Genomic DNA, 22588 nt, shown 5'->3' with positions numbered 1-22588 from the left:
ATGACCACTTCCATCGCCGCACAGGGCGGCCGCCTTCCGCTTGCGAGCATCGGCTGCATTCTTGCGTCGATGTTCTGCTTCGCAATCGTCGATGCGCTCGCGAAGGTCGTCGCGCTGCAGTATCCGGCCAACGAAGTGACGTTCTTCCGCATGTTGTTCGGTCTCGTGCCCGCCTTCGCCATGTGCTGCACCGGCACCCGCTCGCTCGGCGAGCGCATCAGAACGCTCGACCTCAAAGGCCAGACCGTGCGCGCGCTGACACTGCTGGGCGCGTCGGCTTTCTTCTTCGCCGGCCTGCCGTATATTCCGCTTGCCGAAGCGGTCGCGATTGCCTATTCGGAGACCTTGATCGTGGTCGTGCTCGCGCCTTTCCTGCTGCGCGAAAAGATGACGGCGCGAGGCGCATGTGCTGCATTCGCGGGCTTTGTCGGCGTGCTGCTCGTGGTGCGTCCGGGCGGCGGCGAGTCGACCTGGCTCGGGCCGCTGCTTCTGCTTTGCTGCGCGTTTTTCGGCGCGCTGTCGCTGATTCAGATCAAGCGCATTCGCGCCACGGATGATTCGCGCACAACGGTCTTTTTCTTCTCGGCGGTCGGAACGGTCGTGACCGCCTGCACGCTCGCATTCAGCTGGAAGACGCCCACGCTGCACGCGCTCGTCGTCATGGCGCTGCTCGGCGTGTTCGCCACGGCCGGGCAACTCTTGTGCACGGTGGCGTATCGCCGCGCCGACGCGGGCGCGCTAGCGCCGTTCAACTACACGAGCATCGCGTGGGCGACGTTGTTCGGCTATGCGGTATGGGGAGAAGTCATCGCGCCGCTTTCGCTGACCGGCATCGCGTTGATCGTCGGCAGCGCGATTGTCGTCGCGTGGCAGCGCAAGTTGCCGGAAGGCCCGAACGCGTGAAGCGCGCGTGACCGTGTGGCCGCGTGACGCTGGGGCAAATTCGCAACAGCGTCATACGGATGTGGCACGCTGCCTTTTTGCGCAGGTACACTGCGCAACGCAGTTCCGTAGTTCTCCATGTGACCTGGACGTGCGACGCCGGCAAACCATTCGTCCGCCGCCTCCGCCGTTCGCCACTTCTTATCTGCGAGCTTCCGATGAAAACTGCCGTTAAAAAAACTCTCGTTCTGTTCGTGCTCGCGGCGTTCGCTGCGCCTACGCTGTCGTTCGCTACGGCCGAATATCCGGCCAACCAGAAGCGCCCCGCCTACAGCAAGACGCATAAGCATCACAAACATCATAAGAAAGCGGCTGAGTAAGCGCTAAGCGTCCGGCGATGCAGCCGCTGGCGGAGATCGTCAGCGGCTTTTCTTTTCAACCGGCATCGCCCGAACTGATCACCGACTGCATGCTCGTCAGGAGCTTGCGCAAATAGCGAAGCAGACCCACGACATCGCCGAACGCGATAAACCCTGCTTCCGCACCTTCGCCCATCATGGGCTTGCCATCCAGTGTCTTGTCGATGATGAGGCCGCCATATGCCGCGTGCGGCACGTACTCGTCCTCGCCGATGCGAAAGCGGTTTCCATTCACCGCCGCATCGCGCAAACGCATGAGGAACTGCACTTCGGGCGTGCGCGAATTGGACAGACGATGCACGTCGAAGAAATCCGCGACCGCAAGGATCGCGTTCGTACAGGGCACGTGCAACGCGAAGGCCATGCGCTCGCGCGCGTCGTCGAACGTCGGCCACGCGGGAAGGTCGTCGGATGCGTCATGCTTCATCGGCATGCCGTCTTCGCTATGCGTGTGCGCTTCCGGCCGCCCGTGCCGATGCGCGAGCAACCGCGCGACCGCGCTCAAGTCAGGCGCGCGTTCGCCTCGATCGATCCAGTCGGCGAGCAGGCCGGCGTGCGTATAAAGCATCAGCAATTGGGCGTCGATGAACGCAACGCCGAGCCTGCAAGGGTCATGTTGTGCCGTATCGGGCATGGTCGTCTCCGGGTTTTTTGCACTCCGCAGACGCAAATTCCGCACCCGCGTGCGGCGCTCAGAACAGGTTGCGCAGCCCGACCGATACGCCCGTCTGATTCGATCTGCCCGGCAGTTCGACCACGCCTGCGCCCGTGACCTTGTTGAAGTCCACGGTGCCATACACTTCCGTGCGCTTGGAAAGCGCGTACTCGGCGAGCGCGACGCCCGTGTAGCGATTGCCGCTGCCCGTCTCGCCGCCGCCGATGGCCGCGTTCTTCATGTGGTCGTAGTAGAACGCGCCCGTGAGCAACAGCGCGGGCGTCACTTGCCACGTCACGCCGCCGAACGGGCCGTCGTCGCGGCGCCCGGACCCCTTGAGAATATCGACGCCCGCGACGAGATTGCGCTGCGCAAGCAGGCTATCGACGAAGCCGGTGTCGTCGGTCGAATGCAGATAGCCGACATACACCTTCGCCGGCCCGATGGCATAGACGAGGTTGGCGTTCCAGATCTTCTGCTTGTTGCTCGCGTTGTCGCTGTTCTGCTGATAGCCGCCGTCGATGGACAACGGCCCGACCGTGTACGACGCCGTGAAGCCGTACATGTTGCCCGCGCCCATGTGACCCGGCACCTGACCGGAGAAGCCGCCCGCGCCCGTCGCCGTGTAGTTGGTGCCGAACGAGTACATCGCGCCGAGCGTGAGGCCGCCGAACGTGCCGGTGTACTTCACGGCGTTGTCCGCGTAGAGACCCGCGCCGAGCGCCACCGGCAGCCACGCGTTCTCGAAGTAATTGCCGACGGTGAGCGGGTCGTAGACATCGCCCAGCATGTCGAAAAGCGGCGTCTTCTGGCGGCCGAGCGTCACCGCGCCATACTGGTTCGCGAGGCCCACGTAGGCCGCGCGATTGAATTCGCGCTGACTGTCGGAATACTGGCCGCTTTGCAGTTCCACGCCGCTTTCCAGCCGGAAAATTGCCTTCAAGCCGCCGCCTAGTTCTTCGGTGCCCTTCAGCCCGATACGGCTATTGGTGATCGCGCCGTTCGTCATGAACAGCTTGCCGTCGTTATTGGCATTGGCGTTCGTGAGATAGCGCACGCCGACGTCGGCGACGCCGTACAGCGTGACCGAGCTTTGCGCGAACGCGGGCTGGCAAGCCAGTGCAATGGCCGATGCGGCGAACGCGGTCGCCGCACGGGAGGTGATCGTCTTCATGAGTGTCTTTGCGTGTATTTCTGGTGATGTGATGCGCCCGTTTTCGACGCACGGCGAGCGCACGCCTCAAAAAAAGCACGCGGACTTTTATCACACCAGATTTCGCAGCGCACGCAGCCACGCAAGCAAGCGCGGTCTTTGTCGTGTTTTACGCAACACTTGCGCGGAATTCAGGCTCCCACGGTTTGCGTCGTCCCCGACGGCGGCGCATCGAGAAAGCCTTCGCCCATTTCCTGCTCGAAGCGCGCGGGACTGCCTTCCCACACGATGCGCGCATGTTCCAGCACATACACGCGGTCCGCGTGCGGCAGCGCGAAGGTCACGTTTTGCTCGCCGAGCAGAACGGTAATCGGCGTGGTCTTCTGCAGCTTGTCGAGCGCCTTCGATAGTTGCTCCAGAATCACGGGCGCGAGACCGAGCGTGGGTTCGTCGAGTATCAGGAGCTTCGGCTGCATCATCAGCGCGCGTGCGATGGCGAGCATCTGCTGCTCGCCGCCCGACAGCGTGCGCGCCGTCTGCGACTGCCGCGACTCCAGAATCGGGAACAGTTCGAAGAGCCATGCAAGTTGTTCCGCGCGCGCCGCGTTCGATAGATGGTAGCCGCCGAGATCGAGGTTCTCGCGCACGGTCATGTCGCCGAAAAGCTCGCGTGTCTCGGGACATTGCACGATGCCCGCACGCGCGATCGCCGCGCCGCTCATGCCCTTTAGGCTCTGACCGCCGAAGCGGATGTTCCCATGAGAAGGCACGAGGCCGCAGATCGCATTGAAAAACGTGGTCTTGCCCGCGCCGTTCAGGCCGACCACCGATACGAACTCGCCTTCGCGCACGTGAAGACTCACGCCGTCGAGCGCGCGCGCCTTGCCGTAGAGCACGCCCACGCCGTCGACTTCGAGAATGGGCGCCAACGTGTTCGATACCTCCGCCGTGCGTTCGCGCGCCTCGATCTTGCCGCCCAGATACACGCGCCGCACCGTTTCGTTGCGCATCACTTCGGCAGCCGAGCCTTCCGCCACGTATTCGCCGAGATACATGGCAAGGACGCGATCCGCGAGCGCCGCGAGGCTCTTCACGTTGTGATCGACGAGCAGCACCGCGCGCCCTTCCGCACGAAATCCGCGAATCAGCTCGGAAAACGCCTGCGATTCCGCTTGCGTGAGACCGGCGAACGGTTCATCGACGAGGACGACTTTCGGATCGCGCGCAATCGCCTTCGCCATCTCCATGCGGCGCAAATCGGCGAACGGCAGCGTCGCGGGATGGCGATGCATCACCGCGCCGAGGCCGACGCGCTCGGCAATTTCACGGGCGCGCGCGTTGACGTGCGGATCGGCGGCGAGCTTGAGCAGTGAATCCGGCAGCAGCGCGAGCTTGATGTGCTCCAGCACCGTCTGACGATGCAGCGGCCGCGAATGCTGAAACACGATGCCGACGCCCGCCCGTGCGATGCGATGCGGCAGCCATCCGGCCATCTCGACGCCGCCCACTTTCACCGATCCGGCATTGGGACGCTCGATGCCCATGATGAGCTTCATCACCGTCGACTTGCCGGAGCCGTTCGGTCCGATCAATCCGAGTATCTCGCCGGGGCGTATGTCGAAACCGATATCCTTCACCGCGACGAGTCCGCCGAAGCGCTTGGTCAGCCCGCGCACGGAAAGCAAAGGCGTGTCGTTCATTCGCGCTCCCTCACGCGCAGCAGGTTGCCGAGCAGCCCGTCCGGAAAGAACAGGATGACCGCGAGCGCCACGGCGGCGACCACGAACGTGTTGATCTGCCCGAGCGGACGCAGGAACTCGCCCGCGACGATCAGGAAGATCGCACCGAGCACCGCGCCGAGGATCGTGCGCCGGCCGCCGAGCACCGCCGCGATGATGATCTGAACGCCCACGCCGAGATCGACCACTGTGCTCACGGATGCCGTGCCCTGATAAAAGACGAGCATCGCGCCCGCGACGCCCGAGAACACCGCGCTGATGCAGAAGGCCGCGAGCTTGTGCTTCGTCACGTTGAAGCCGAGCGCCTGCGCGCCGACGGTGTCCTGTCCGCTCGCTTGCAGAATGAGGCCGATGGCCGAACGCGACAAGCCGAACAGCACAATCGCGCACACGATGAGGAACGCGAGCGCGATCCAATAATTGTGGTTCGCATCGACGGACATGACGTCGGGCACCATCATGCCGATTTCGCCGCCTGTCAGACCGGCGAAGATCACGATGGCGTTCTGCAACAGCAACACCGCCACGAGCGTGACAAGCCCGAAGTAAGGACCGCGCAGGCGTAGCGCGGGCACGGCGAGCAGCAGCCCGCCGATCAGCGCGACAAGACCGCCCGCGATCACGCAGACCGGTATCGGTGCGCTCCAGTGCGCGTTGAGCATGGCGGCCGAATACGCGCCGAGGCCGATCAGAAACGTCGGTCCGAAATTCACTTCGCCCGCGAAGCCGAAGAGCAGATCCCACGACATCGCGAAGACGCCGAAGTAATACGCGACCGTCAGCACGCCGAGAATGTAGCCGGATAGCCACGACGGCAAAGTCGTCGCAATGACGGCGAGCAGCACCGCGGCCCACAGCACGCGCGAACGGAACAGGCGATTCACGTTGTTCATGTGCGTGCTCCGGTCAACGCCGCCCGAGGAAGCCTTGCGGCCGCACATACACGACGAGCACCAGCAGCAGCAACGCGGGCAAAGGCCGCAGCGTCGGTGCGATCAAATACGCGGTGACGGTCTCAAGATAACCCACGACATACGCCGCCATGAGCGACCCCGACACGCTGCCGAGCCCGCCCAGCACCACGATGGAAAACGCGCTCGCCGTGAGTTGCCCCGTGTTGTTCGTGCTCACGCCGAGAAACGATGCGAGCAGCACGCCCGCGATACCCGCCAGCACGCCGTAGATGGTCCACGCGAGCAAATAGATGCCCGACAGTTCGAAGCCGAGCAGCGTAAGGCCGCGCGGATTCATCGACGCGGCGAGCAGCGCCTTGCCCGCCCGCGTGCGATTGACGAAGAGCCACAACAGGCCGATCACGACCCAGCACACCACCGCGATCATGATCTCGTTGTAAGGCACCCGCACGCCCGCGATGCTCATGACGCCACCGATAAGCGGGCGCATCGTGATGGGGTTGTCGGTAAAGAGATACGCCATGCCCTGCTGGATCATGATGCCCCACAGGAGCGTGCCCGTGAGCACGAAGATTTCCTTCTCTTCACGCGGAATGGCGGCAGAACGCTGAATGGGCCGCACGACCATGAGGTACGTGATGTACGCGGCGATCATCCCGCATACGACGCCGAGCAACGTGCCGAGGTAGGTGCCCAAGCCCGCCTCGCCCGCGAACATCCAGCCGAGCAGCGCGGCGACGAGCATCACGCCGCCATGCGCGAGATTGAGCACGCCTGACACGCCGAAGATAAGCGTGAAGCCTATCGCGCCGAGCGCATAGAGCGAGCTGATGGCGAAACCGTCGATAAGAATCTGCAGTGGCAGCATACCCGGCCTTCGATGTGAACCCGCGTATCGATGCGGGCGTTCTCCGCTCGAGAAGCGCCCGCGCGACTATGCATGCGGCAATGACCTACTTCGCCGCCTGCTGCACCTTGACGAAGGCGGGGAACTTGACCTTCGCGTTCGCGATGGACGCCGGCCAGATCGCCACTTGCTTGCCGTCCTGCCATTGCAGATTGATGCCGGTGATATAGCCCGGGCCGTACTTCAGCGCGTGCGTGAACTGATCGTTCTTGCCGTAAAACTGCCAGCGGCCGATCGTGCCCACGTAGTCCGTCTTTTCGAGCGCATCGACCATTTTGTCGGGATCGGTGGAGCCCTGATTGCGATGGATCGCATCCGCGAGGATATAGACGAGGTCGTAGCTCGTGAAGCCGTCATACGCAGGCGACACGCCGAACTTCTTCTGATACGCATCGACGAACGGCACCGTCTTCGGCGTCACCGCCACACCCGGCGCCGCCGCCGATGCGGTAATCACGCCTTCGGTCGCGCCGTTGGTGTCCTTCCAGAAACTTGTCGTCGTGGCTTGCGAGCTTTGGCCCGTCATCGGAATAGGCACTTGCTGGTCGTGCCATTGCACGGTCGGCTGCACGCCCACGTGGCTGATGCCGGTCGTGATCGTATCCGGATGCTTCGCCTCGATCTGGTTAAAGATGGGCGTGAAGTCCGACGTATCGGGATTGAAGCGGATATGGTCCAGCACCTGAAGCCCTGCCTTCGGCAGACACTCCATATAGCGTTCGTCGAGCGGCTTGGTCCACGCGGCGTCCTCGCTCATCACCACGGTCGTCTTCATCTTGAACTGGCCGACGAGGATATCGTGCGAGAAGTCGCAGATGGATTGCGCGATGAACGCGGACGTCATCCAGCCGTGGAACGTGTACTTGTAGTGGTCGTAGTCGTCGTGGACGTGCTTCGATATCTCGTTGCTCGCCGCGCCCGGCGTGATGAACGGCATCTTGAGGCGCGCGGACCACGGCTCCATCGCGAGCGCCACTTCGCTAATGTAGCTGCCGATGATCGCGACCACCTTGTCCTGATTCGCCGCGCGCTGGAACGCGCGCACGCCGTCCGACGCGGAAGAGTGATCGTCATAGGCGACGATCTCAATCTTGCGGCCATCCACGCCGCCGTGCGCGTTGATTTCGTCGGCGGCCATCTGCGCGGACTTGCTGATGGACGCGCCCGCCACCGACGATTCCTCGCTGATCACGCCGATCTTGAGCGGCTCCCCCGCCGCGTGAGCCGTGCCGATCAAGCCCAGCCCCGTCATCATGGCGCCCGTCGCCATGAAACCATGCAGTCGCCACGTCTTGCACCTGGACATGTCTCGTCTCCTTGTCGTCCAGAGCCGGCGCTCGAGCGCGCGCTCTCTGGCCCATGCAGGAACTGCGCTTTGATCGTTATGGACCGACGTCATCCCAATACAGTGCAGCTGTTAAGGATGCGCGCCCAACAGTAGCATTCGCTCAGTAGGTGCTGAATCAGTACTTACGATAGAAAGGATCGCGCATGTCATGCTGCAAAGCCGCAACGTACAGCGCGTCATCGTTAGACGCTATGCTTGTCGATGAACGAAATACTCAACGGAGGTGACGTCGATGCTGACCATTTGGGGCCGCGCGAATTCGGTCAACGTGCAGAAGGTGCTGTGGTGTTGCGACGAGTTGAGTCTCGACTATGAGCGCATCGACGCCGGCATGCAGTTCGGGCGCAATCACGAACCCGGCTATCTGGCGATGAACCCCACAGGACGCATACCCACGCTCGTGGACGGCGACTTCGTGCTGTGGGAATCGAATTCGATCATCCGCTATCTGGTCATGCAATATGGCCGCGACGATGCGCTGTATCCCGCCGAACCGAAGGTGCGTGCAAGCGTGGACCGCTGGCTGGACTGGACACTGTCGACGCTGCAACCCGCCGAACGGCCCGTGTTCTGGGGCTATATCCGCACGCCGCAGGCGAAGCGTCACGTGAAACAGCTCGAAGCGGACGCCGCCGACGTGGAGAAGCTCTGGCGCATGGTCGACGCGCATCTCAAGGGCCGCGACTATCTCGAAGGCGGCACGTTCACGCTCGCCGATATCGTCATCGCGGCGTATGCGCGTCGCTGGTACGGCATCGCGGAACTCGTGCGGCCGTCACTGCCCGAGCTCGAACGCTGGTACGCGCGGCAGTCTGCGCGCGCGGGCTTTCAACGCTATGTCGCGCCGGAACTGACCTGACTGTCACCCTATCGAGAACGACACGCCATGACTATCGAACTGCATACGTGGAACACGCCGAACGGACGCAAGATCAGCGTCGCGCTCGAGGAAATGCAACTGCCCTATACGGTCAAAACCGTGAACATCACGAAGGGCGAGCAGCATGCGCCTGAGTTTTTGCGCATCAGCCCGAACAATCGCATTCCCGCCATCGTCGATCCGGACGGTCCTGACGGCCAGCCGATCAGCGTATTCGAATCCGGCGCCATTCTGCTGTATCTCGGCGAGAAGACCGGCAAGTTCCTGCCAGCGAGTCTGCGTGAACGCGTGCCCGTGCTGGAATGGCTGATGTGGCAGATGGGCGGCTTCGGCCCGATGCCGGGACAGGTGCATCACTTTCGCATGGTCGAAGCGGAAAGCGACCGGCGCTATGGCCTCAAACGCTATTCCGACGAGACGCGCCGCTTGTACGGCGTGCTCGACAAGCGGCTCGGCGAAGTCGAGTACGTCGCGGGTACCTTGTCCGTTGCCGACTTCGCGATACTCGGCTGGGCGTGGCGTCATGAGCGGCATCAAGTCTCGCTCGACGATTATCCGAACGTGAAGCGTTGGTACGAAGCGCTGTTCGCGCGTGACGGCGTGCGGCGCGGCTTCGAAGTGAAGCTCGACGATCTGGCCTGATAACCGCCGAATCCGCACGAGGCAAACGATCATGACCGCGAACATGTACGACGAAGGCCTTCCCAAGACCGCCGCGAACTTCGCCGCGCTCACGCCGCTCACGTTCATCGAACGCGCGGCGTCGGTGTATCCCACGCGGCTCGCGGTCGTGCATGGCGACGTGCGTCGCACATGGGCCGAGACCTACGCACGCACGCGGCGTCTCGCGTCGGCGCTGGCATCGCGTTGCATCGGTATCGGCGATACGGTGGCGGCCATGCTGCCGAACACGCCCGAGATGGTCGAAGCGCATTTCGGCGTGCCGATGACGGGCGCCGTGCTCAACACCCTCAACACGCGCCTCGATGCCGCGACGCTCGCCTTCATGCTGACGCACGGCGAAGCGAAAGCGGTGCTGGTGGACCGCGAGTTCTCGGCGGTCATGAAGAAGGCGCTCGCGGACGTGCCGCAACCGCTGATCGTGATCGACGTCGATGATCCGCACTACACGGGCGAAGGCGAGCGCATCGGCGAAATCGACTATGAGTCGCTGCTCGCGAGTGGCGACGCGGCGTACGACTGGCTGCCGCCATCCGATGAATGGAACGCCATCTGCCTGAACTACACGTCGGGGACCACGGGCAATCCGAAAGGCGTCGTCTATCATCATCGCGGCGCTTATACGAATGCGGTCAGCAACATACTCGAATGGGATATGCCGAAGCATGCGGTGTATCTCTGGACGCTGCCGATGTTTCACTGCAACGGATGGTGTTTTCCGTGGACCGTGGCCGCGCGCGCGGGCGTCAACGTGTGCCTGCGCAAAATCGACGCGAAGACCATTTTCGATCTCATTCGCAGCGAGGGCGTCACGCATTATTGCGGCGCGCCCATCGTGCAGAACCTGCTCGTCAACGCGCCGGACGACGTGAAGGCCGGCATCACACAGAAGGTGCACGCGATGGTCGCGGGCGCGGCGCCGCCCGCCGCGATGATCGAAGGCATGGAGCGCCTCGGCTTCGAACTGACGCATGTGTATGGTCTTACCGAGGTCTACGGACCCGCTACGGTCTGCGCGCAACAAGCCGAATGGAGCACGCTGGATATCGGCGAACGCGCGCGGCTCAATGCGCGTCAAGGCGTGCGCTATCACTTGCAGGATGCGGTCAGCGTGCGCGATCCCTTGACGATGGAGCCGGTTCCGGCTGACGGCGAGCGCATCGGCGAGATCATGTTTCGCGGCAACATCATGATGAAAGGCTATCTCAAGAACGCGAGCGCGACGCAAGAAGCGTTTCGCGGCGGCTGGTTTCATACCGGCGATCTGGCGGTCGCGTATCCCGACGGCTATGTGCGAATCAAGGATCGCAGCAAGGACATCATCATCTCGGGCGGCGAGAACATATCGAGTATCGAAGTGGAAGACGCGCTGTACCGGCATCCAGCCGTGATGGCGGTCGCGGTCGTCGCGAAGCCCGATCCGCGCTGGGGCGAGACGCCCTGCGCATTCGTCGAACTGAAGGCGGGCGCGCAGGTGAGCGCCGAAGAACTGATCGCGCACTGCAAGACGCTGCTCGCGGGCTTCAAAGTGCCGCGCGCAGTCGAATTCTGCGAGTTGCCGAAGACATCGACCGGCAAGATTCAGAAGTTCGAGTTGCGCAAGCGCGCGGGCTCGGTCGGGGCCATCGACGTTTGACGGAGACGAGATGAACAACGAAGAAGCACTCGTTCAGGTCGAATACGACGCATACGGCGTCCAAGGCGCGGTGCGGCTCACGATGAACCGCCCGCACGCGTTCAATGCACTCTCGGAGTCCATGCTCGATGCGCTGGAGTCCGAACTAAATCGCGTTGCGCAATCCGATGCGCGCGTCGTCGTCATCGCGGGCGCGGGACGCGCATTTTGCGCCGGCCACGATCTGAAGGAGATGCGCGCCACGCCTTCGCTTGCCTACTATCGCGCACTCTTTGCACACTGCTCGCGCATGATGATGACGATCCAGCACATGCCGCAGCCGGTCATCGCGCGGGTGCATGGCATCGCGACGGCGGCGGGCTGTCAGCTGGTCGCGATGTGCGATCTCGCGGTCGCATCCGATGAAGCGCGCTTCGCCGTATCGGGCGTAAATCTCGGCCTCTTCTGCGCGACGCCGAGCGTGCCGCTCTCGCGCAACATCTCGCGCAAGGCCGCGTTCGAGATGCTGGTCACGGGCGACTTCATCGATGCGCAGACCGCGTGCGAGCGCGGCCTCGTGAATCGCGTAGCGCCTGCGCACGAACTCGACGATGCGGTGCGGGCGCTCGCCGCGAGCATTGCAGGCAAACCGCGCGAAGCGGTCGCGGCGGGCAAGCGGCTCTTCTACCGGCAGCTCGAAACAGGCGTCGAGGACGCGTATGCGCTCGCCGCCGAGACGATGGCCTGCAACATGATGGAAGCATCCGCGCTCGAAGGTACGCAAGCGTTCATCGAGAAGCGCCCGCCGCGCTGGTGATCCGTTCGGTGTCCGCCCGCCGGGTTGGGGCAAACGCTTATGGCGCCTGGGTTCATATTGCAAAGCGCAACGGTCTTGTCTAACGTCATGCGCAGCCGTGACGGAATGTCGCGCCTATATGTCGTTCCATCGCATGTTTGTCGCCGGAACACGTAAGGGTGCGGCCCTCCGCGCACAGCCCACGACAAAGCAAAGACGAGCGCGCCACGCTGCACGTAAGGCGACCGGCGCGCCACGGAGACCACGATGAACAGCACCATCAAGCACGGGGCCGCAGACGGCCCGCATGGCTTCTTTTCGAAGGAAGCGACCATCGCCCCGCCCGGCTTCTCGCGCTGGATGGTGCCGCCCGCGGCGCTCGCCGTGCACCTCTGCATCGGCCAGGCGTATGCGTTCTCCGTGTTCAATGCGCCGTTGACGCGAGTCGTCGGCATCACGCAGTCCACGCCGGACGACTGGTCGCTCACGACGCTCGGCTGGATCTTCTCGCTCGCCATCGTGTTTCTCGGCTTGTCGGCGGCGTTCGCCGGCAAGTGGCTCGAAAAGGTCGGCCCGCGCCGCACCATGTTCACGGCGGCGTGCTGCTTCGGCGGCGGCTTTCTCGTGTCCGCACTCGGCGTGTATCTGCATCAGATCGTGCTGCTCTATCTCGGCTATGGCGTGATCGGCGGCATCGGCCTGGGGCTCGGCTATGTGTCGCCGGTATCGACGCTCATCCGCTGGTTCCCAGACCGGCGAGGCATGGCCACCGGCATGGCGATCATGGGCTTCGGCGGCGGCGCGATGATCGCCGCGCCCGGGTCCGTGGCGCTCATGAACTACTTCAAAAGCTCCACGAGCGTCGGCGTGGCCGAGACCTTCGTGGTGCTGGGCGTGCTCTATTTCATCTCGATGACCATCGGCGCGCTCGCCATCCGCATTCCGCCGGCGGATTGGAAGCCGGCCGGCTGGACGCCGCCCGCCACTGCCAACAAGATGATCACGAAGAACCACGTGCACATCGATCAGGCGCTCAAGACGCCGCAGTTCTATCTGCTGTGGCTCGTCCTCTTTCTGAACGTGACGGCGGGCATCGGCGTGCTCGGCCAGGCCTCCGTGATGATTCAGGAGAGCTTCAAGTCGTCCATCACGGCGGGCGCGGCGGCGGGCTTCGTCGGCCTCTTGTCGCTGTTCAACATGGGCGGGCGTTTCGTGTGGGCGTCGGCGTCGGACTGGATCGGGCGCAAGAACACGTACTTCGTGTTCTTCGCGCTCGGCGCCGTGCTCTACTTTCTCGTGCCGCAATTCGCGCAGGCCGGCAACATCGCGCTTTTCGTGCTCGCGTACGGCGTGATTCTGTCGATGTACGGCGGCGGCTTCGCGACGATTCCAGCTTACCTCGCGGACATGTTCGGCACCGCGTTTGTCGGCGGCATTCACGGGCGTCTCTTGACCGCGTGGGCGGCGGCGGGCATCGCGGGTCCGGTGCTCGTGAACTACATCCGCGCCTATGAAGTGGCGCACGGTGTCGCGAAGTCGGATGCCTATACGATGACGCTGCACATCATGGCGGCGCTGCTTGTGATCGGCTTCGTGTGCAACCTTCTCATCAAGCGCGTGCATGAAAAACATCACATGGACACGGCGGCCACGGCCGGCTGAATCAACGAGACGCACAAGGAGACCCGCATGAACGATCGATACGAAGGCGGCGCGTCGAACAAGGCGCTGTTGCTGATCTTCTGGCTTTACGTGCTGATTCCGCTTGCGTGGGGCATCACGAACACGCTCACGCAGGCCGTGAAGCTCTTTAGATAACGCCTCTTCAGCGCGCCGAATGACGCATTCGGCGCGCGGCCCCGCGTGGCCGGTTATCGTCCGCGCTGGCTTGCCGGCTCAAGCTGCGTCGCGCGAGCGCGCTCAAGAAAAGCGTGCCGGCCACGAGTTCGACGAGATATACGCCTGCCATCATCCAGTCAGCTCCAGTCATTGTCGTTCTCCCTTGAAGTGGTATGCAGCGGGCGCTGCGTAGATCGTAGGTCAGTTCTCCGTTCTGGAAGGATTAACGGCAGGCGCGCGCCAGGGTTGAGCGGCGTTTTTTCGACCGATGGAAAAGACCGCGCGTGCGGGAACGTGCGACTCGGCGTATCGTTGCGAAAAGCCGCGTCCCCTGACGAACCTTCTTCTTTGCCATGAACACGTCCCGCCGCAAGTTCCTCCTTGTGACGACGGGCGCGGGTGCATCGCTCTGGCTCACGCGAGCCAGCGCCGACGCCCCGCACCTGAGCGAAACCGATCCAGCGGCGATGGCCGTCGGCTATAAAGTAGACGCTGCGAAAGTCGATAAAGCCAAGTACCCGAACTACGCGGCGGATCAGACCTGCGCGAATTGCTCGCTGTTTCAGGGCAAATCCACGGATGCGTGGGGCGGTTGCACGCTGTTCGGCGGGAAGCTGGTGGCCGGGCGCGGGTGGTGCGCTTCGTGGACGAATATGTGAGGCGATAGCCGCTCGCCCGCCCTCACCGGACCGAATACCCCACGAATCGCCATACCCTGTCCGGGTCGAGCATGAAGGTCACCACTTCGCGCGCCGACTGCCGCGCCTGGCTGAACTGCGTATCGAACGAAACGCTCATGAACCAGCCTGCGGGCATGTTGCCGGTGCCGTCGAAGTGCAGATGCTTCACGCCCATCGGCATGCGCAATCCCGGCGTGCCGAGCGCGGCGCGGTCGCGCATGACCTTGTTCACGAAGTCCTCGCGCGTGATGACTTTCTTCGCGACGGCCGATCCCGCGTCCCACACCTCGCCTGTCTTGTTCTGATCGATCATCTTCACGATGACATCCGCCATTTGCGCGATGTCATGGTCCTGCTTGTCGAGGCCCGCCTGTTGCTCGCGCGTGAGCGACGGCGCCGGCTGCGCGTGCGCAATCATCGCCAGGGACATCAGCGCGAGTGCGCTCCACCGCTTCTTCATGCGTGTATTCATGGTGTCTGAGGACTACGTATTGGTTCGCACCCATTGTAGGCCGCGCTTTTATGAGACAGTCTGAAATTCAGCGTTTCGTCAGGCGTACCGCAGGCTGGGCGCGCGCGCCGAATACATCGTTGCAAGGAGAATCGACATGCGGCTGGTCGACTGGAACATGCAGTGGGGACGCGGCGTGGACGGCCGCGTCGATGTTTCGCGCATCGTGACGGAAGCGAAGGCGCTATGCGACTTCGACGTGCTCTGCCTGCAGGAAGTCACGCGCGGCTTCCACGAAGGCGCGCAGGCGGGTGGTCTCGCGGGCGGCCCGAGCGCCGATCAGTTCGCGGAACTGGCGAGCCTGATGCCGGGCGCGACCATCGTCGAAGGAATCGGCTCGGATCTGCCGCCTGTGGGTTCAGGCGGCGCGCGCAGGCAGTTCGGCAATGCCATCGTGAGCCGGCTGCCGGTGCGGCAAGTGCTGCGTCATTCGCTGCCGTGGCCCGCCGATCCCGCGAAGCCGTCAATGCTGCGCATGGCGCTCGAAGCGGTCATCGAAACCGACGTGGGTCCGCTGCGTGTCATCAGCACGCATCTCGAGTTCTACTCGGAAGTGCAGCGTCTCGCGCAGGTCGCGCGGCTGCGCGAGTTGCATCGCGAGGCGTGCGAACATGCGCGCCGCCCCGCGAAAGCAGAGACGCAGGCGAGCCCGTTCGCCGATACGGCGCGGCCCATGTCGGCCATCGTCTGCGGCGACTTCAACAGCGCATACGAAGGTCCGGCGTATCGCGCGATGCTGGACCCAATGCCCGATGCGCCCTCTTTCGTCGATGCCTGGTCGCACGCGCATCCGAACGAGCCGCGCGCGGCGACGGTCGGCCTCTACGACCACGAACAATGGGCCGACGGCCCGTTCGCGTGCGACTTCATCTTCGTGACCGATGACCTCGCGCCGCGCATCGTCGGCTGCGAGGCGGATCAGCGAAGCCGCTCGTCGGACCATCAGCCGATGTGGCTGGAACTGCGCTAATGTACGGTCAGCCTCGCGCGAGGAACTTCTCGACCAACTTGACCCAGTACGTCGATCCGAGCGGCAACACTTCGTCGTTGAAGTCGTAGCTGCTGTTGTGCAGCATGCACGGGCCGATGCCATGCCCGTGCTCGCGATGCGCGCCCAGTCCGTTGCCGATGTATCCGTAGCAGCCAGGGCGTTCGAGCAGCATGTACGAGAAGTCTTCCGCGCCCATCGTCGGATCGACGTTCGTATTGACGTGATCCACGCCCGCGACTTCCTGCATGACGCCGAGAGCGAACTGCGTTTCCGCTTCGGTGTTGACGGTCGGCGGATAGTTGCGCACGAAGTTCACTTCGGCCTTGCACCGGTAAGCGGCCGCCGTCGCCGTGACGATTTCCTTCATGCGCGTTTCGATCAGATCGAGCACCTCGACGGAAAACGTGCGCACCGTACCCGCGAGCGTCGCGGTCGTGGGAATGGCGTTCACCGCGTGGCCCGCTTCCATCTTCGTGATGGAGAGCACGGCGGCGTCGATGGGCCGCTTGTTGCGCGTGACGATGCTCTGCAAGCCGGTGCCGATCTGCAGCGCGGTGAAGACAGGATCGACGCCATCGTGCGGAATCGCGGCATGTGCGCCCACGCCTTCGATGCGAATCTCGAACTCGTTGCTCGACGCCTGCGTCGCGCCCACGCGCGCGCCGAAGTTGCCCGCTGCCATGCCCGGCCAGTTGTGCAGTGCGAACACGGCATCGACGGGAAACTGCCGGAAGAGGCCATCGTCGATCATCGCTTTCGCGCCGCCGCCGCCCTCTTCCGCAGGCTGGAAGATGAAGACCACGGTGCCGTCGAAATCGCGATGCTTCGACAGATAGCGCGCGGCGCCGAGCAGCATCGCGGTGTGGCCGTCGTGGCCGCACGCGTGCATTTTGTTCTCGTGTTTCGACGCGTGCGCGAAGGTGTTCAGCTCGGGAATCGGCAGGGCGTCCATGTCTGCGCGCAAGCCGATTGCGCGTTTGCTCGTGCCCTTCCGCAGCACGCCGACCACGCCGGTCTTGCCGAGACCGCGCGTCACTTCGATATCCCAGCTTTCCAGCGTGCTTGCAACGAGGTCGGCGGTACGCGCTTCTTCGTAGCAAAGCTCAGGATGCGCGTGGATGTCGCGACGGATGGCTTTCAGTTCGTCCTGCGCGTCTGCGATCTCGGGAATGATCGACATGCTGTCCTCTTGAGTCGAATGAAGAATGAAGCATTGTCGATGGCCGTAATTCACAGGGAAAGCTGATATTTCTTGTCCATGACTTAAGCAAAAGTCATGGATGGCGTGTCGCGTCGGCGGCTTGCGAACGCGCCCGAATGCTGTCCTGCACCACGCGCATGACCGCGTGGCGGTCGTGAATCTTGCGCTCCAGCATGCCGACGACGCGGCGCGGCGTGTCCTTCGCGAGCGGCAGCACGGCGAGCGCGGGATCGCTCGCCCACGATCCGTATTCGAGCAGCGGCACGACAGAAACGCCCGCGCCCTGCCGCACGAGTTCGACGATCACTTCCAGCGAATTCAGTTCGAGGAACTCGTTCACCGCGAGCCGGTTGTGCCGCAACGCGCGATCGATCAGCGCACCCGTGCGTTGCGCGCGGTCGAAGCGCAGAAACGGCGCGTTCGCGAGCAGATCGGCGGCGTTCGTGTGCGTGCTCGCCGACGATCCGATCGCGACGAGCGGCTCCGAATAGAGCGGCGTCCATTCGAGGCTCGCGGGCGTCTTGCCCGCCATTTCGACGATCACCGCCGCGTCGATCTCGCCCGCCTCCACTTGCGGCGCGAGCGCGAGCGCCTTGCCGGTGAAAAGCCGCACGTCGAGCCGGGGATACTGCCCTTTCAGTTCGGTCACGACCGATGCGAGCGCGCCCATCGCCGAATCCACCGCGCCGATGGACACCGAACCGGCGATTTCATCGTCGAGCCCGGTGAGCCGCATGCTGTCGTACAGCGCGACGATGCGCTCCGCCTGCGGCAGCACCTGCTTGCCGATGCTCGTCAGGCGGTTCGTGCGGCCCACGCGGTCGAACAACGGCCGCTTGAGGTCGTCTTCGAGCGACTGCATCTGCATGCTGACCGCCGCCTGCGTCAGCGCGACTTTCTCGGCGGCAGCGGCGAAGGAGCCGTACCGCGCCACGGCAATGAATGTGCGCAGAAAGCGGATGTTGCTCATGGCGTATTAGGGAAGCACTGACGTTGTAATCAGGTTTCCTTGAGTGTGAGTTCAGAAATTCTATATTTTCTTATTTCAGCAAGGCGTAGTCTTGAGGTGTCGTATCAGGTCAAAGCGGATGTCGTCGCAACGAAGCGCGCAACCACCGCGCTCTCGCCCACACAATTTCGACCCCAAGCCCACGGAGTCCATTCGATGAGCACCGTACTACCTGCATCCCATGCCGCCGGCGACACCGCTGCGCTCAACCTTTCCGGGCGACGCGCCATCGTCGTATCGACCATCGGCAATGCGCTCGAATGGTTCGACTTCATGGTCTACGGCTTCTTCGCGGTCATCATCTCGAAGCTGTATTTCCCGGCGACGACCCCCACCATCTCGCTGCTCGCCACGTGGGCGACCTTCGGCGTGGGCTTTCTCACGCGGCCGCTCGGCGGTATCGTGCTCGGCGCGGTGGCGGATCGCGTCGGGCGCAAGTCGGCGCTCACGCTCACCATCTCGCTGATGGCCGTGGGCATCGCGATCATCGCGTTTGCGCCGACGTATGCGGCAATCGGCATCGCCGCGCCGTTGCTGATGCTGCTCGGCCGGCTGATTCAGGGCTTTTCGGCGGGCGGCGAAGTCGGCTGCGCGACGGCGTTTCTCGTCGAATATGCGCCCGCGAAAAAGCGCGGCTACTTCGGCAGCTTCCAGATGGTCGCGCAGGCCGCCGCGAGCCTCGCGGGATCGTTCTTCGGTGCCGTGCTCACGCGCACGCTGAGTCCGGAGCATCTGAATAGCTGGGGCTGGCGCGTGCCGTTCGTGATCGGCTTGCTGATCGTGCCGGTCGGTCTCTATTTGCGCTCGAAGCTCGATGAATCGCCGGTTTTCGTCGAAAAGGCGCAGAAAAACGAACTGACCGCGAGCCCCATTCGCGATACCGCGACGAAACACTGGCTGCCCGTGCTCGCCGGTTTCGGGCTGACGGTGTTCGGCACCATCGGCACCTATATCTTCCTGTTATACCTGCCGACGCACGCGACGCGCGTGCTGCACATGGCGCTGACCGACGGTCTCATCAGCTCGACTATCGGCGCGCTCGTCTATCTCGTCTGTTGCCCGTTCTTCGGCAAGTTGTCGGACCGCGTGGGCCGCAAAAAGGTGATGGCGACCGCGCTTGCGCTTTCGCTCGTGAGCGCCTATCCGATCTTCTCGTTCCTGACCACGCACCCGAGCCTGCCGACGCTCATCGCCTGTCAGGCACTGCTCATGCTGTATCTCAGCGCGTATCAGGGCTGCTATCCGGCGTTCATCTCCGAGCTGCTGCCGTCCAGCGTCCGCTCGACGGGCATCTCCGTGAGCTACAACGTCGCGGTGATGATCTTCGGCGGCTTCGCGCCTGCCATCGTTCAATGGCTCACCATGACGACGGGCGATCCGCTTTCGATTTGCTACTACGTGATGTTCGGCAGCGCGGTCGCGCTTTTGACGATTTTCCCGCTGCGTGACCGTTATAGCGACGCGCTGCGCTAAACATGCTTAAGCTCGGATTAAGAAACGGGTCGTAGTCTTGATTGGACTGACCCACCCCTCCTTCCGGCCGCGCAAGCGGCCCTTTTTTTTTAGGCCAATGCAATGCAATTGATCGTGCGCCTTCTCGCGGTAATCGTCGTACTCGTCGTTTTCGTCACGCTAGGCGAACTACTTCTGTCGCTTCTGGCTGGCGGCATCATGCCTCACTGACGAGTCGAGAAAGCGCAGGACGTTGTGCAGCGGCTCGCGTGCGCTTCGGAGCTGATTCTCCGGCTGCGACGCGTCCGCAAAACCGAGGCTCATGCCGCACACGACGGTCTCGTTGTCCGGCAGCTCCAACTGCGCCGCGATGATGCGGTGATAACGGTTGAACGCCGCCTGCGGGCACGTATCGAGTCCGAACGCGCGCGCCATCAACATCACGTTCTGAAGAAACATGCCGTAGTCGAGCCACGAGCCGCGCTCCATCGTGCGGTCCGTCGTGAAGATGATGCCCACGGGCGCGCCGAAGAACTCGAAATTGCGCGCCATCTGCGCATGCATGCCTTGCTTGTCGTCGCGCGTCAAACCGAGCAGCGTATAGAGACCGATGCCGAGCGCACGCCGGCGTTCGATGAACGGCGACGTCCACGTGCGCGGGTAGTACGCAAATTCCTCTTCGTGCTCGCGGTCGGCATCGGGATCGTTGAACACGTCGAGGATGGCGCGCGAGAGCGCCGCTTTCACGTCGCCTGTCAGCACATATACCTTCCACGGCTGGATGTTGCTGCCTGACGGCGCGCGGCACGCGTGCTCGATAATCGCTTCGAGCGTGCCGCGATCGACGGGATCGGGCAAGAATGCGCGAATGGAACGGCGCGTAGCGATGGCGTCGGAGACAGACAGACTTTCGTTCATTGGATGGACACGGAATGTAAGCGACACTGCGAACGCTACCATTGCCTCGTCCGGGCATGGTTCCTGCAAAAAGGCACGCGCGTGCAACTCATTGCTGAAAGATCAACGGCGTCTGCCTATACTGACTGGTGTCTTCTCGTTTTGCATTGCAAGCGAGAACGGTCCTGACGCTTTCACGTGCAGACCCGCTCGCTCGCCGCATCTTCACTCTCGGGGCCGTTCGGCTCACGCCCCACATTGCTTCACCGCATCTTCGTCTCTCAAGCCCGGACGTATCTGCCGCCTTTCGCGCTGCAAGATTCGCCATTCCCCGCAATGCATTTGCATGGAACCGGACGCGCCGCCGCGCCGGTCGAAAAGGAGAATGCTCGATGCAACACCCCGTTCCCCAATCGAACAGCACGCGCGTCATACCGCGCACACCCGCTCGCGTTCATCAAACAGAGTCCGCGACTCACGCTGCGCCCGCCGACGTGCTCACGCCGCCATCGGCCAGGACGAGCGATGCCAAGGCCAATGTCACGCTGACGGTGAACGGCCGCAGCATCACGCTATCGCTCGATCCGCGCACGACGCTGCTCGACGCGCTGCGCGAGCATCTGCATCTCACCGGCACGAAGAAAGGCTGCGATCACGGCCAATGCGGCGCATGCACGGTGCATGTGAACGGCCGCCGCGTCAACGCGTGCCTGTGCCTCGCCGCCGCGCATGACGGCGATGCGGTCACGACCATCGAAGGCATCGGCGAAGTGGAAGCGCTGCATCCGCTGCAGGCGGCTTTCGTCGAATGCGACGGCTATCAGTGCGGCTACTGCACCGCCGGGCAATTGATGTCGGCGGTGGCGCTGCTCGACGAACCCATCGGCCCGAACGACGAAGACGTGCGCGAAGCCATGAGCGGCAATCTGTGCCGCTGCGGCGCCTATCAGAACATCGTCGCGGCAATTCAGTCCGTGCGCGGCAACAAGGGCTAGGGAGCGCGACATGGAACTGTTCCAGCTCTCCCGCGCGCGCGACTTGCCGGACGCCATCCACGCGGGCGCATCGGCGCATACCGCGCAACAAGGCGCCGAAGTGCGCTTCCTTGCGGGCGGCACCACGCTCATCGACCTGATGAAGCTCAACGTCGAACAGCCCGCGCGCGTCGTCGATATCAGCCGGTTGCCGCTCGACACGATAGAAGCGACGGACGAAGGCGGCGTGCGCATCGGTGCGACGTCGCGCAATTCGGAGCTCGCGCATCATCCGCTGATACGCTTGCGTTACGCGGTGCTTTCGCAGGCGCTGCTCTCGGGCGCGTCCGTGCAGTTGCGCAACATGGCGACGACCGGCGGCAACCTCTTGCAGCGCACGCGCTGCGTCTATTTCCGCGATACCGCGTCGCCGTGCAACAAGCGGGAGCCGGGCACGGGCTGCTCCGCGATCGGCGGCTTCAACCGCACACAGGCGATTCTGGGCACGAGCGAAGCGTGCATCGCGAGCAATCCGTCGGACATGAACGTGGCGCTCGCCGCGCTCGAAGCGACGGTGCACGTCGAAGGCGCGGCTGGCAAGCGCGCGATCCCGTTCGATGACTTCCACCTGCTGCCCGGTGCCACGCCCGATCGCGAGACCGTGCTTGAAGCGGGGGATCTCATCACGCATGTGACGCTGCCGCCGCCGGTCGCGGGCGCGCGTTCGCTGTATCTCAAGCTGCGCGACCGCGCGTCGTATGAATTCGCGCTGGCCTCGGCGGCCATCGTGATCGGCGTGAACGACGGGCGCATCACGCACGTGCGCGTCGGTCTCGGCGGCGTCGGCACGAAGCCGTGGCGCTCGCGCGAAGCCGAGAACGAACTGCTGAACGCCGCGCCCGACGAAGCCGCTTTTAGCCGCGCCGCCGACGCCGCGCTGGCCGACGCGAAGCCGCAAACCGGCAACGCCTTCAAGGTGGAGCTTGCGAAGCGCTGCATCGTCCATGCGCTGAAGCTCGCCACGCAAGCGTCCTGAATCCGTCTG

General features: G+C 63.6%; 24 protein-coding genes. 13 read left to right on the top strand and 11 right to left on the bottom strand.

The genetic code is table 11. The annotated features are described in order from the left end of the window. Positions 1-903, top strand: a complete 903-nt coding sequence (locus tag P9239_RS22620; protein WP_309755135.1) for a DMT family transporter — start codon at positions 1-3, stop codon at positions 901-903. Between the two features lie 197 nt (positions 904-1100). Beyond that, the gene (locus tag P9239_RS22615) at positions 1101-1262 is read left to right on the top strand and encodes a hypothetical protein (RefSeq protein ID WP_309755133.1); all 162 of its coding nucleotides are present in this window, start codon (positions 1101-1103) and stop codon (positions 1260-1262) included. Between the two features lie 55 nt (positions 1263-1317). Here the strand turns inward: P9239_RS22615 and P9239_RS22610 are convergent, their stop codons facing one another. From P9239_RS22610 to P9239_RS22585, 6 genes are all read right to left on the bottom strand, one after another. Further along, positions 1318-1935 (bottom strand): hypothetical protein, encoded by a 618-nt coding sequence (locus tag P9239_RS22610; protein WP_309755131.1) that lies wholly within the window; start codon positions 1933-1935, stop codon positions 1318-1320. Between the two features lie 58 nt (positions 1936-1993). Beyond that, positions 1994-3130, bottom strand: a complete 1137-nt coding sequence (locus P9239_RS22605) for a porin (protein ID WP_309755128.1) — start codon at positions 3128-3130, stop codon at positions 1994-1996. 170 nt (positions 3131-3300) lie between these two features. Beyond that, positions 3301-4809, bottom strand: coding sequence for an ATP-binding cassette domain-containing protein (locus P9239_RS22600; protein WP_309755125.1), 1509 nt, complete (start codon positions 4807-4809; stop codon positions 3301-3303). Continuing rightward, positions 4806-5732 carry a branched-chain amino acid ABC transporter permease gene (locus P9239_RS22595; protein ID WP_309755571.1) on the bottom strand — a complete coding sequence of 309 codons (927 nt, stop codon included), beginning with the start codon at positions 5730-5732 and terminating at the stop codon, positions 4806-4808. The genes P9239_RS22600 and P9239_RS22595 overlap by 4 nt, the downstream gene beginning before the upstream one ends. A 22-nt stretch (positions 5733-5754) precedes the next feature. Then, positions 5755-6630 (bottom strand): branched-chain amino acid ABC transporter permease, encoded by an 876-nt coding sequence (locus tag P9239_RS22590; RefSeq protein ID WP_309755122.1) that lies wholly within the window; start codon positions 6628-6630, stop codon positions 5755-5757. Between the two features lie 85 nt (positions 6631-6715). Next, on the bottom strand, positions 6716-7975 hold the full coding sequence (locus P9239_RS22585; RefSeq protein ID WP_309755119.1) for an ABC transporter substrate-binding protein: 1260 nt from the start codon (positions 7973-7975) through the stop codon (positions 6716-6718). Positions 7976-8249: 274 nt separating this feature from the next. On the opposite strand from P9239_RS22585, the gene P9239_RS22580 reads away from it, so the two are divergent. The 6 genes from P9239_RS22580 to P9239_RS22555 all read left to right on the top strand — a co-directional run bounded on the left by P9239_RS22580 (position 8250) and on the right by P9239_RS22555 (position 13807). Further along, complete coding sequence (locus P9239_RS22580) at positions 8250-8876, top strand: glutathione S-transferase N-terminal domain-containing protein (protein ID WP_309755116.1); 627 nt, start codon at positions 8250-8252, stop codon at positions 8874-8876. Between the two features lie 27 nt (positions 8877-8903). After that, positions 8904-9539, top strand: a complete 636-nt coding sequence (locus P9239_RS22575; RefSeq protein ID WP_309755113.1) for a glutathione S-transferase N-terminal domain-containing protein — start codon at positions 8904-8906, stop codon at positions 9537-9539. A 31-nt stretch (positions 9540-9570) separates the two neighbouring features. Further along, positions 9571-11214, top strand: coding sequence for an acyl-CoA synthetase (locus P9239_RS22570; protein ID WP_309755110.1), 1644 nt, complete (start codon positions 9571-9573; stop codon positions 11212-11214). A 10-nt stretch (positions 11215-11224) separates the two neighbouring features. After that, positions 11225-12010: an enoyl-CoA hydratase gene (locus tag P9239_RS22565; protein WP_309755107.1), complete on the top strand. Its 786-nt coding sequence runs from the start codon at positions 11225-11227 to the stop codon at positions 12008-12010. Between the two features lie 246 nt (positions 12011-12256). Next, complete coding sequence (locus tag P9239_RS22560; protein ID WP_309755104.1) at positions 12257-13651, top strand: OFA family MFS transporter; 1395 nt, start codon at positions 12257-12259, stop codon at positions 13649-13651. Between the two features lie 27 nt (positions 13652-13678). Further along, complete coding sequence (locus P9239_RS22555) at positions 13679-13807, top strand: oxalate:formate antiporter (RefSeq protein WP_309755101.1); 129 nt, start codon at positions 13679-13681, stop codon at positions 13805-13807. Positions 13808-13814: 7 nt separating this feature from the next. Here the strand turns inward: P9239_RS22555 and P9239_RS22550 are convergent, their stop codons facing one another. Then, positions 13815-13979: a hypothetical protein gene (locus P9239_RS22550; RefSeq protein WP_309755098.1), complete on the bottom strand. Its 165-nt coding sequence runs from the start codon at positions 13977-13979 to the stop codon at positions 13815-13817. 202 nt (positions 13980-14181) lie between these two features. Here P9239_RS22550 and P9239_RS22545 point away from each other — a divergent pair, with 202 nt between their 5' ends. Next, positions 14182-14487 carry a high-potential iron-sulfur protein gene (locus P9239_RS22545; RefSeq protein ID WP_309755095.1) on the top strand — a complete coding sequence of 102 codons (306 nt, stop codon included), beginning with the start codon at positions 14182-14184 and terminating at the stop codon, positions 14485-14487. Between the two features lie 22 nt (positions 14488-14509). On the opposite strand, the gene P9239_RS22540 is transcribed toward P9239_RS22545, so the two are convergent. After that, on the bottom strand, positions 14510-14980 hold the full coding sequence (locus P9239_RS22540; RefSeq protein ID WP_309755092.1) for a DUF4019 domain-containing protein: 471 nt from the start codon (positions 14978-14980) through the stop codon (positions 14510-14512). Positions 14981-15116: 136 nt separating this feature from the next. On the opposite strand from P9239_RS22540, the gene P9239_RS22535 reads away from it, so the two are divergent. Beyond that, the gene (locus tag P9239_RS22535) at positions 15117-15989 is read left to right on the top strand and encodes an endonuclease/exonuclease/phosphatase family protein (protein WP_309755090.1); all 873 of its coding nucleotides are present in this window, start codon (positions 15117-15119) and stop codon (positions 15987-15989) included. Positions 15990-15996: 7 nt separating this feature from the next. Here P9239_RS22535 and P9239_RS22530 read toward each other — a convergent pair whose 3' ends face one another. Next, complete coding sequence (locus tag P9239_RS22530) at positions 15997-17190, bottom strand: M20 aminoacylase family protein (RefSeq protein WP_309755087.1); 1194 nt, start codon at positions 17188-17190, stop codon at positions 15997-15999. 94 nt (positions 17191-17284) lie between these two features. After that, on the bottom strand, positions 17285-18181 hold the full coding sequence (locus tag P9239_RS22525; protein WP_309755084.1) for a LysR substrate-binding domain-containing protein: 897 nt from the start codon (positions 18179-18181) through the stop codon (positions 17285-17287). A gap of 195 nt (positions 18182-18376) precedes the next feature. Here P9239_RS22525 and P9239_RS22520 point away from each other — a divergent pair, with 195 nt between their 5' ends. After that, positions 18377-19693, top strand: coding sequence for an MFS transporter (locus P9239_RS22520; RefSeq protein WP_309755082.1), 1317 nt, complete (start codon positions 18377-18379; stop codon positions 19691-19693). Positions 19694-19861: 168 nt separating this feature from the next. On the opposite strand, the gene P9239_RS22515 is transcribed toward P9239_RS22520, so the two are convergent. Continuing rightward, on the bottom strand, positions 19862-20590 hold the full coding sequence (locus tag P9239_RS22515; protein ID WP_309755079.1) for a nitroreductase: 729 nt from the start codon (positions 20588-20590) through the stop codon (positions 19862-19864). Positions 20591-20961: 371 nt separating this feature from the next. On the opposite strand from P9239_RS22515, the gene P9239_RS22510 reads away from it, so the two are divergent. Together P9239_RS22510 and P9239_RS22505 are read left to right on the top strand one after the other, a co-directional pair. Beyond that, positions 20962-21564 (top strand): 2Fe-2S iron-sulfur cluster-binding protein, encoded by a 603-nt coding sequence (locus tag P9239_RS22510; protein ID WP_309755077.1) that lies wholly within the window; start codon positions 20962-20964, stop codon positions 21562-21564. 10 nt (positions 21565-21574) lie between these two features. After that, positions 21575-22579: a xanthine dehydrogenase family protein subunit M gene (locus tag P9239_RS22505; protein ID WP_309755074.1), complete on the top strand. Its 1005-nt coding sequence runs from the start codon at positions 21575-21577 to the stop codon at positions 22577-22579. Positions 22580-22588: the final 9 nt, after the last annotated feature.

This window comes from Caballeronia sp. LZ062, from assembly GCF_031450785.1.
Classification (GTDB): domain Bacteria; phylum Pseudomonadota; class Gammaproteobacteria; order Burkholderiales; family Burkholderiaceae; genus Caballeronia.
This window is presented reverse-complemented; position numbering and strand designations above follow the sequence as displayed.

What these genes read in the sequence shown, in the direction of transcription:
- P9239_RS22620 (WP_309755135.1), top strand. Translation starts at nt 1, where the DNA reads ATGACCACTTCCATCGCCGCACAGGGCGGCCGCCTTCCGCTTGCGAGC.
- P9239_RS22615 (WP_309755133.1), top strand. Translation starts at nt 1,101, where the DNA reads ATGAAAACTGCCGTTAAAAAAACTCTCGTTCTGTTCGTGCTCGCGGCG.
- P9239_RS22610 (WP_309755131.1), bottom strand. Translation starts at nt 1,935, where the DNA reads ATGCCCGATACGGCACAACATGACCCTTGCAGGCTCGGCGTTGCGTTC.
- P9239_RS22605 (WP_309755128.1), bottom strand. Translation starts at nt 3,130, where the DNA reads ATGAAGACGATCACCTCCCGTGCGGCGACCGCGTTCGCCGCATCGGCC.
- P9239_RS22600 (WP_309755125.1), bottom strand. Translation starts at nt 4,809, where the DNA reads ATGAACGACACGCCTTTGCTTTCCGTGCGCGGGCTGACCAAGCGCTTC.
- P9239_RS22590 (WP_309755122.1), bottom strand. Translation starts at nt 6,630, where the DNA reads ATGCTGCCACTGCAGATTCTTATCGACGGTTTCGCCATCAGCTCGCTC.
- P9239_RS22585 (WP_309755119.1), bottom strand. Translation starts at nt 7,975, where the DNA reads ATGTCCAGGTGCAAGACGTGGCGACTGCATGGTTTCATGGCGACGGGC.
- P9239_RS22580 (WP_309755116.1), top strand. Translation starts at nt 8,250, where the DNA reads ATGCTGACCATTTGGGGCCGCGCGAATTCGGTCAACGTGCAGAAGGTG.
- P9239_RS22575 (WP_309755113.1), top strand. Translation starts at nt 8,904, where the DNA reads ATGACTATCGAACTGCATACGTGGAACACGCCGAACGGACGCAAGATC.
- P9239_RS22570 (WP_309755110.1), top strand. Translation starts at nt 9,571, where the DNA reads ATGACCGCGAACATGTACGACGAAGGCCTTCCCAAGACCGCCGCGAAC.
- P9239_RS22565 (WP_309755107.1), top strand. Translation starts at nt 11,225, where the DNA reads ATGAACAACGAAGAAGCACTCGTTCAGGTCGAATACGACGCATACGGC.
- P9239_RS22560 (WP_309755104.1), top strand. Translation starts at nt 12,257, where the DNA reads ATGAACAGCACCATCAAGCACGGGGCCGCAGACGGCCCGCATGGCTTC.
- P9239_RS22555 (WP_309755101.1), top strand. Translation starts at nt 13,679, where the DNA reads ATGAACGATCGATACGAAGGCGGCGCGTCGAACAAGGCGCTGTTGCTG.
- P9239_RS22550 (WP_309755098.1), bottom strand. Translation starts at nt 13,979, where the DNA reads ATGACTGGAGCTGACTGGATGATGGCAGGCGTATATCTCGTCGAACTC.
- P9239_RS22545 (WP_309755095.1), top strand. Translation starts at nt 14,182, where the DNA reads ATGAACACGTCCCGCCGCAAGTTCCTCCTTGTGACGACGGGCGCGGGT.
- P9239_RS22540 (WP_309755092.1), bottom strand. Translation starts at nt 14,980, where the DNA reads ATGAATACACGCATGAAGAAGCGGTGGAGCGCACTCGCGCTGATGTCC.
- P9239_RS22535 (WP_309755090.1), top strand. Translation starts at nt 15,117, where the DNA reads ATGCGGCTGGTCGACTGGAACATGCAGTGGGGACGCGGCGTGGACGGC.
- P9239_RS22530 (WP_309755087.1), bottom strand. Translation starts at nt 17,190, where the DNA reads ATGTCGATCATTCCCGAGATCGCAGACGCGCAGGACGAACTGAAAGCC.
- P9239_RS22525 (WP_309755084.1), bottom strand. Translation starts at nt 18,181, where the DNA reads ATGAGCAACATCCGCTTTCTGCGCACATTCATTGCCGTGGCGCGGTAC.
- P9239_RS22520 (WP_309755082.1), top strand. Translation starts at nt 18,377, where the DNA reads ATGAGCACCGTACTACCTGCATCCCATGCCGCCGGCGACACCGCTGCG.
- P9239_RS22515 (WP_309755079.1), bottom strand. Translation starts at nt 20,590, where the DNA reads ATGAACGAAAGTCTGTCTGTCTCCGACGCCATCGCTACGCGCCGTTCC.
- P9239_RS22510 (WP_309755077.1), top strand. Translation starts at nt 20,962, where the DNA reads ATGCAACACCCCGTTCCCCAATCGAACAGCACGCGCGTCATACCGCGC.
- P9239_RS22505 (WP_309755074.1), top strand. Translation starts at nt 21,575, where the DNA reads ATGGAACTGTTCCAGCTCTCCCGCGCGCGCGACTTGCCGGACGCCATC.